Genomic DNA, 6,428 nt, shown 5'->3' on the forward strand with positions numbered 1-6,428 from the left:
GGCTCGCTGATCTGGGCGCAAGGTCTTCAGATCAGTGCGGCCCGGCCCAGATGGGGCTCTGCGCGGCACCGTTGGCCTCGACGCCGCCGAAGTAGACCTCGATCTCCGTGATCTGCCCGTCGACCACCTTCATGATCTCCACGTTGCTGAACGGCTTCTCGTTCGGCAGCTGCGCGGTATAGCGCAGCAAGACCGTGCCGGGCTCGATCTCCAGGGCGGTGGTGATCTCCTGGCGCAGGAATCGCTCCGCGGTGGGGAAACAGGTGTCGAGGAACGTCATCTTGCCCACATGGTCATCTTGCGGCGAGGTGAAGGTCATGTCATCGCTGAGCAGCATCCGCGCGGCCTGCCGGTCTCCGACCCGGTAGGCCGCGAACTGCGCCAGCACCGTCTCCATCGGCGTCCTGATCATGCCTGGGAATCTACTTGACGCTCCCGTGGCATGTCAGCGGCTCGGGGCCGCAGATGATGCAGCTATCCGCCCGCGAAGGGAGGGAGCACATCGAGCTGATCGCCGGGGTGCAGTCGAGCGCTCTCTGCGCGGGCCCTGACCCCGTTGACCAGGAAGGAGCTCCGCGCGCAGACCCGGTCCAGACTGGGAGCGGACGCGCCGTCGGCCTGGGGGCTGCCAGCCGAGCTGCCGGCCGTGCTGTCCGCGGCGGATCTGTGGTCCTGGACCAGCCGGGGCAGGTCCGCCAGCAGGTCGACGACGGCGACCCCGTCAGCGGGAACCGGCAGCCGTAGCTCCTCAGCCCCGGCCGCCTCAGCGGCGGCGGCGAAGAACCGGACACTGATGAGTGCAGCGGAGATGTCAGGCCGCGGGGAAGTCCCGGGTGCAGCGGGTGTTGTTGGCGCAGCAGAGGCGTCGGGTGCAGCAGGGGTCGCAGGGGCGGCGGAGCGCTCGGTCATCAGGTTCAGCCTCCGATGGCGGACATGGAGCGGTCAGGGCGGTGGAAGCTCGCCAGGTCGAAGCCCGGGCGGTCGGTGCCGTGGGCCGCGGGCTTGAGCCACATCGCCTCGGCCCAGGCCTGGGCGATCTCTGCGTCGGTGGTGACCGGGTCGCGCAGCAGGTGCATCAGATCGAACTCCTCATTGGAGAACAGGCAGCTCATGACCCGGCCCTCGGCGGTGAGCCGGGTGCGTCGGCAGTCGGCGCAGAAGGGCTCGGTGACCGAGGCGATCACTCCGACCCGTCCCAGCGGGGGTCCCTGCAGCCCGTCGAGGATCTCCTCCTCGGTGGTGCCCAGCGGGTAGACGTCGAAGCGTTCGGCGGGGGCGCCGTCGCGGTTCTCCGGGGTCGGGCTCAGCACGAAGCGCTCCGAGAGCAGCTCCCGGGTCTCGGCGGCGGAGATCGTGCCCTCCTTGTTCCACTGCTGATCCCCGTCCAGCGGCATCTGCTCGATGAAGCGCAGCTCGAAGCCCCGCTGCACCGACCATTCCAGCAGGTCAGCGGCGTGGACGTCATTGATCCCGCGCATCAGCACGGCGTTGATCTTCAGCGGGGTCAGCCCCGCGGCGGAGGCGGCCTCGACCCCGATGAGCACCTTGTCCAGGGAGTCACGGCGGGTCAGCTGGGCGAAGGTCTCTCGGTGCACCGAGTCCAGCGAGATGTTGACCCGAGTCAGTCCGGCCTCCGCCAGGGCGGCGGCTTTGCGCTCCAGGCCGATGGCGTTGGTGGTCATCGCGATGGGCAGGTCTGGGTGATCGGCGCGCAGGTCCGCGATGATCTCGACCAGATCCGCACGGACCAGGGGCTCGCCGCCGGTCAGGCGCAGCTCACGGACACCCAGCGTGTTGACTCCGATGTTCACCAGACGGCGGATCTCCGCGGCGGAGAGCAGCTGATCCTTGCTCAGCCAGGGGAGCCCCTCCGCGGGCATGCAATAGGTGCAGCGCAGATTGCACTTGTCGATCAGCGAGATCCGCAGATCGGTGGCCCGGCGACCGAAGGAGTCCATCAGCCCGCGGGCGGGGTCAGCGCCCGTGGTGTCGGGCCCGCCCGCAACCCCGGACCGGGAAGGATTCTGCGAGGGCAGAGTGGGCATGCCCAGCTGGACCCGGCTGGATGAGCCCGTGCCGGTGGCACTCGGGCTCGCTGAGGCGGTGCTCGCGTGGCCTGGAGTCAGGGCGGGGTCAGCGGGAAGCTGCTGCATCTGGCCATCGTATCCCCGCGGCCTGTCACGAAGAGATGTCAGACCCACTGCGTAGACTGGGCCCCATGTCAGAGACCTCCGTCCGCGTACCCGTCGAAGAGCACATCAGCCGGCTGAAAGAGGTGCTCGCCGCCGCCCTCAGCGCCCGTGCCAGCGAGACCGTGGAGGTCTCCTCCGGGGGAGTCGCGGGCCGGATCGTCGCTGAACGGCTGGTCTCCGAGGTGCCCCTGCCGGGGTTCGACAACTCCCAGATGGACGGCTTCGCGCTGCGCGCGGCAGACCTCACTGTGACCAACGGTGACGCGACCCTGCCGGTGGCCGGCACCACCGCCGCCGGACAGGAGCCGGCCCTGCTGCCCCTCGGCGCTGCCTTCGAGGTGATGACCGGCGCCCCGATCCCGGCCGGGGCCGACGTGGTCATCCCGGTGGAGTTCACGCAAGGCTTCGGCGCCGAGGAGGTCCACTTCACCGGCCTCACCCCGGCCGACGTCGCCCGCGGCCGCTACATCCGGGAGGTCGGCTCCGACATCAGCGCCGGCACGCTCCTGGCCGAACCTGGTGACGTGATCAGCCCCGCCCAGCTCGCCGTGCTCGCGGCCTGCGGCTATGCCGAGATCAGTGTGCTGGAACCGATCCGGACCCTGGTGGTCTCCACGGGTGACGAGATCCGCCGCCCCGGCTCCGAACTGCGCCCGGGCCAGCTCTACGACGCCGACACCCCGCTGCTCGGCGCCGTGCTGGAGACCTTCGGGCACCAGGTGGAGACCTCCCGCATCGGCACCGACGACCCAGCCTGGTTCCTCGATGCGCTCGACGCGCTGGTCGCCGTGCACCACCCCCACCTCATCATCACCGCCGGCGGCATCAGCAAGGGCGCCTACGAGGTGGTCCGCCAGGGCCTCGGGCGCCGCGGCATCTCCTTCGGCGTCGTCACCCAGCAGCCCGGCGGCCCCCAGGGCTGGGGCCTGCTCGAAGGCGACCTCGAGGGCCGCGGACTTCTGCACTGGCGATCCCAACAGGAGGACGCCCGCGCCCCGATCGCCGTCATCTCGCTTCCCGGCAACCCGGTCTCCTCTGCCGTGAGCATGGAGACCCTGGTCCGTCCGGCCCTGGCGGCGGTGGATCCCAACTGCGCCCCGCCGCGCAGGATCACCGTGCGCACCGCCGAGGACATCAGATCCCCCCAGGGTGTCCGGCAGTTCCGCCGGGTCAGGATCCTCGACGACGCCGCGGCCGAGACCGGCGCCGTGCCCACTGTGGCGCTCGAGGGAGGCCCCGGCTCTCATCTGCTGGGCCACCTGGCCCGGGCCGACGCGCTGCTGGTGCTGCCCGAGGACGATGTCGAGGTCCCGGCCGGCTCCGAGCGGCAAGCCGTGCTGATCACCGGTCGCGGGGTCGGCACCCGATGAGCGAACAGCGTGCTGATCACCAGACCGAGGCCGCGTCTCAGCCGAAGCTGACCCACGTCCGAGGAGACGGCAGCGCCCACATGGTCGACGTCTCCGGCAAGGAGGTCACCCAGCGGGTGGCCCGCGCCCAGGCCGTGGTCAACACCACCGCCGAGGTTACCGCCCTGCTCGCCAGCGACGGACTGCCCAAGGGCGACGCCCTGGCCACCGCGCGGATCGCCGGCATCATGGCCGCGAAGAAGACCCCCGAGCTCATCCCGCTCTGCCACCCTCTGCCCGTCGCGAAGGTCACCGTGGACTTCAGCGTCGACGCGCCGGGCGCTGGCTCGGTGCTCATCACCACCGAGGTGAAGACCACCTCCCGCACCGGCGTGGAGATCGAAGCATTGACGGCGGCCACCGTCGCGGCGTTGACTCTGTACGACATGATCAAAGCCGTGGACAAGGGCGCCGTGATCACCGACCAGATGGTCCTGTTCAAGACCGGCGGCGCCAGCGGAGAATGGTCCAGGACTGAGACGGAGACCCGATGACCGACACCCCGCACACCACCCCGCCCGAGCACACCCCGGCCGAGAACGGAGCCGGCGCGAACGGAGCTGAGGCCGCCCCCGAGGCCGAGGCGCCGGACCTGGGCGAGACCGACTACTCCGACGCCGAGACCGCACGGATGATCGCCCCGGTGATCGTCTCCACCCGGGCCGCCACCGGGGTCACCGAGGACCGCTCAGCCCCGGTCATCGCTGAGTACGCGAAGAAGATCGGCTTCTTCGCCCGCCCGCCCGTGCTGATCCCGGACGGCGAGGGAGTCCTCGCCGCCCTCTCCGAGCTCCTGGTCCAGATCGAACCCGCGGTGATCATCACCTCCGGAGGCACCGGTCTGACCCCCGATGACATGACCCCGGAGTTCACCAAGCCGATCCTGGACAAAGAGATCCCCGGCATCATGGAGGCCGTGCGCGCCCACGGCCGGACCAAGAACCCGCTGGCCTCGCTCAGCCGCGGAGTCGCCGGGGTCACCGGCAAGACCGTGATCGTGAACCTGCCCGGTTCCCCGAAGGCCGTCCGCGAGGGCATGGAGGTGCTCATCGAGCTGCTCCCGCACCTCTGCGACCAGGTCGCCGACATCCGCGACCACGAGGCCTGGGGCAACGGGGAATGAGCTCCGAGGCGTCCCAGGAGCTGAACCAGGCCGGCTTCGCCGCCGACGAGCCCTTCGAATTTCCGCAGGAGCGCGTGATCCTCGCGCAGCTCAGCGACCAGCCGCTGACCCCCGCCCAGGCCGAGGCGGAGGTCTGGGCGGAGCGGGCCGGCGCCGTCGTCGGCTTCTCCGGGATCGTGCGCAACCATGACCAGGGTCAGCCGGTGCACCGGCTCAGCTATACCGCGCACCCCTCCGCCGCCGACGCGATCGCCCAAGTCGCCGTCGACGTCGCCGCGCGATTCCCCACAGTGCGGGTCTGGGTGGCGCACCGGGTCGGAGAGCTGGCGATCGGCGACCACGCGCTGGTCGCCGCGGTGGCATCCGCGCACCGCGCAGAGGCGTTCCAGGCCTGCGCCGAGCTGGTCGAGCAGACCAAGGAACAGGTGCCGATCTGGAAAGAGCAGTTCTTCGCCGACGGCAGCAAGGAGTGGGTCGGGCTCTAGCCCTGCCATCCCCGGGGCATTACCCCTTCGAGCGGGCGGCCTTCTCCATGGTGATGGCCTTGCGCATGTTCTTCCGAGCGCGGGTGCGGTCCCCGGCGATGTCATAGGCGATGGAGAGCCGGAACCAGGAGCGCCAGTCCTCCGGCGCGGCCTCGGCCTCGGCGGCGTAGATCTTGAACTGCTCATCGGCCTGGGCGCGGTTCGCCCGGCCCCCGGCGGAGCGTTCCACGGTGTCCTCGGGCAGTCCGCCTTCGGTCTCGAGCTGGCGGCCCAGCTTCTCGGTGCCGATGCCGAAGAGCAGCTCACGGCCCAGCACCCAGGCGCCGAGGACCACGATGGCCATCGCGCCGGCCCCGATCAGCTGGGCGTAGATGTCATCCACGCGCAGAAATCGCCAGGCGGAGGCCCCGGCGCCGACGAGCATGATGGCGAGCAGGACGATGACCAGTCCGGTCCAGAATTTGGTCTTCACGCGGGCTACAGTCCCAGGTCCAGGTAACCGTCGAGCCCGTGGGTCAGACCGGGGCGTGAACCTACCGTGCGCAGACCCAGCAACACGCCCGGCATGAAGGAGGCGCGGTCGAAGGAGTCGTGGCGGATGGTCAGCTGCTCACCGGGGGAGCCCAGCAGGACCTCCTGGTGGGCGACGAGGCCACGCAACCGGACCGAATGCACGTTGATCCCCGCCACATCAGCGCCGCGGGCCCCGTCCAGAGCGGTCTCGGTGGCATCCGGGGAGGGACCGACGCCGGCTGCATCGCGCGCCTGACCCATCAGCTCCGCAGTGCGCACCGCGGTTCCCGATGGGGCGTCGACCTTCTTCGGGTGGTGCAGCTCGATGATCTCAGCAGACTCGAAGTACTGCGCGGCCTTCGCCGCGAAGGCCGTGGCCAGGACCGAGCCCAGGGCGAAGTTCGGGGCGATCAGCACGCCGGCATAGCTGTGCTCGGCGAGGAGCTGCTCAAGCGCGTCCAACCTGGCGGTGTCCCAGCCGGTGGTGCCGACCACGGAGTGGAGTCCGTTCTCCACGGCGAAGCGGACATTAGCCTCGGTGGACTCCGGAACGGTCAGATCCACGATGTGGGTCGCACCGGCGGAGAGGATCTCGCTGAGCTGGTCGTTGCGGCCCTGTGCGGCGACGAGCTCCATGTCAGGCGCATCCTGGACGGCCTTCACGGCCTCGGTACCCATGCGGCCGCCTGCGCCGAGGACGGCGACT

General features: G+C 70.1%; 9 protein-coding genes. 4 read left to right on the plus strand and 5 right to left on the minus strand.

All coding sequences use genetic code 11. From position 1 onward, the window contains the following. Nucleotides 1–31: 31 nt before the first annotated feature. From ACHAA4_RS14575 to moaA, 3 genes are all read right to left on the minus strand, one after another. Nucleotides 32–412, minus strand: coding sequence for a nuclear transport factor 2 family protein (locus tag ACHAA4_RS14575; RefSeq protein WP_435774900.1), 381 nt, complete (start codon nt 410–412; stop codon nt 32–34). Nucleotides 413–474: 62 nt separating this feature from the next. After that, entirely contained in the window at nt 475–909 is a 435-nt protein-coding gene (locus ACHAA4_RS14580) for a MoaD/ThiS family protein (RefSeq protein ID WP_435774901.1), read from the minus strand. Between the two features lie 5 nt (nt 910–914). Next, a complete protein-coding gene (moaA, locus tag ACHAA4_RS14585) occupies nt 915–2,045 on the minus strand; it encodes a GTP 3',8-cyclase MoaA (RefSeq protein ID WP_435774911.1) in 1,131 nt (376 codons plus the stop codon). A gap of 173 nt (nt 2,046–2,218) precedes the next feature. Here moaA and ACHAA4_RS14590 point away from each other — a divergent pair, with 173 nt between their 5' ends. The 4 genes from ACHAA4_RS14590 to ACHAA4_RS14605 are packed head-to-tail and all read left to right on the plus strand — an operon-like array spanning nt 2,219 to nt 5,209. Further along, a complete protein-coding gene (locus tag ACHAA4_RS14590; RefSeq protein ID WP_435774902.1) occupies nt 2,219–3,562 on the plus strand; it encodes a molybdopterin molybdotransferase MoeA in 1,344 nt (447 codons plus the stop codon). After that, nucleotides 3,559–4,095, plus strand: coding sequence for a cyclic pyranopterin monophosphate synthase MoaC (gene moaC, locus ACHAA4_RS14595; RefSeq protein WP_435774903.1), 537 nt, complete (start codon nt 3,559–3,561; stop codon nt 4,093–4,095). Before ACHAA4_RS14590 ends, moaC begins: the two co-directional genes overlap by 4 nt. Next, nucleotides 4,092–4,724, plus strand: a complete 633-nt coding sequence (locus tag ACHAA4_RS14600; protein WP_435774904.1) for a MogA/MoaB family molybdenum cofactor biosynthesis protein — start codon at nt 4,092–4,094, stop codon at nt 4,722–4,724. The genes moaC and ACHAA4_RS14600 overlap by 4 nt, the downstream gene beginning before the upstream one ends. Continuing rightward, a complete protein-coding gene (locus ACHAA4_RS14605) occupies nt 4,721–5,209 on the plus strand; it encodes a molybdenum cofactor biosynthesis protein MoaE (protein ID WP_435774905.1) in 489 nt (162 codons plus the stop codon). Before ACHAA4_RS14600 ends, ACHAA4_RS14605 begins: the two co-directional genes overlap by 4 nt. A gap of 19 nt (nt 5,210–5,228) precedes the next feature. Here ACHAA4_RS14605 and ACHAA4_RS14610 read toward each other — a convergent pair whose 3' ends face one another. Further along, on the minus strand, nt 5,229–5,681 hold the full coding sequence (locus tag ACHAA4_RS14610) for a hypothetical protein (RefSeq protein WP_435774906.1): 453 nt from the start codon (nt 5,679–5,681) through the stop codon (nt 5,229–5,231). Between the two features lie 5 nt (nt 5,682–5,686). Then, nucleotides 5,687–6,428, minus strand: a 742-nt coding sequence (gene dapB, locus ACHAA4_RS14615) for a 4-hydroxy-tetrahydrodipicolinate reductase (protein WP_435774907.1), incomplete at its 5' end; no start/stop codon positions are given.

Origin of the sequence: Nesterenkonia maliinae, from assembly GCF_051262655.1 — a bacterium.
Taxonomy (GTDB): Bacteria; Actinomycetota; Actinomycetes; order Actinomycetales; family Micrococcaceae; genus Nesterenkonia.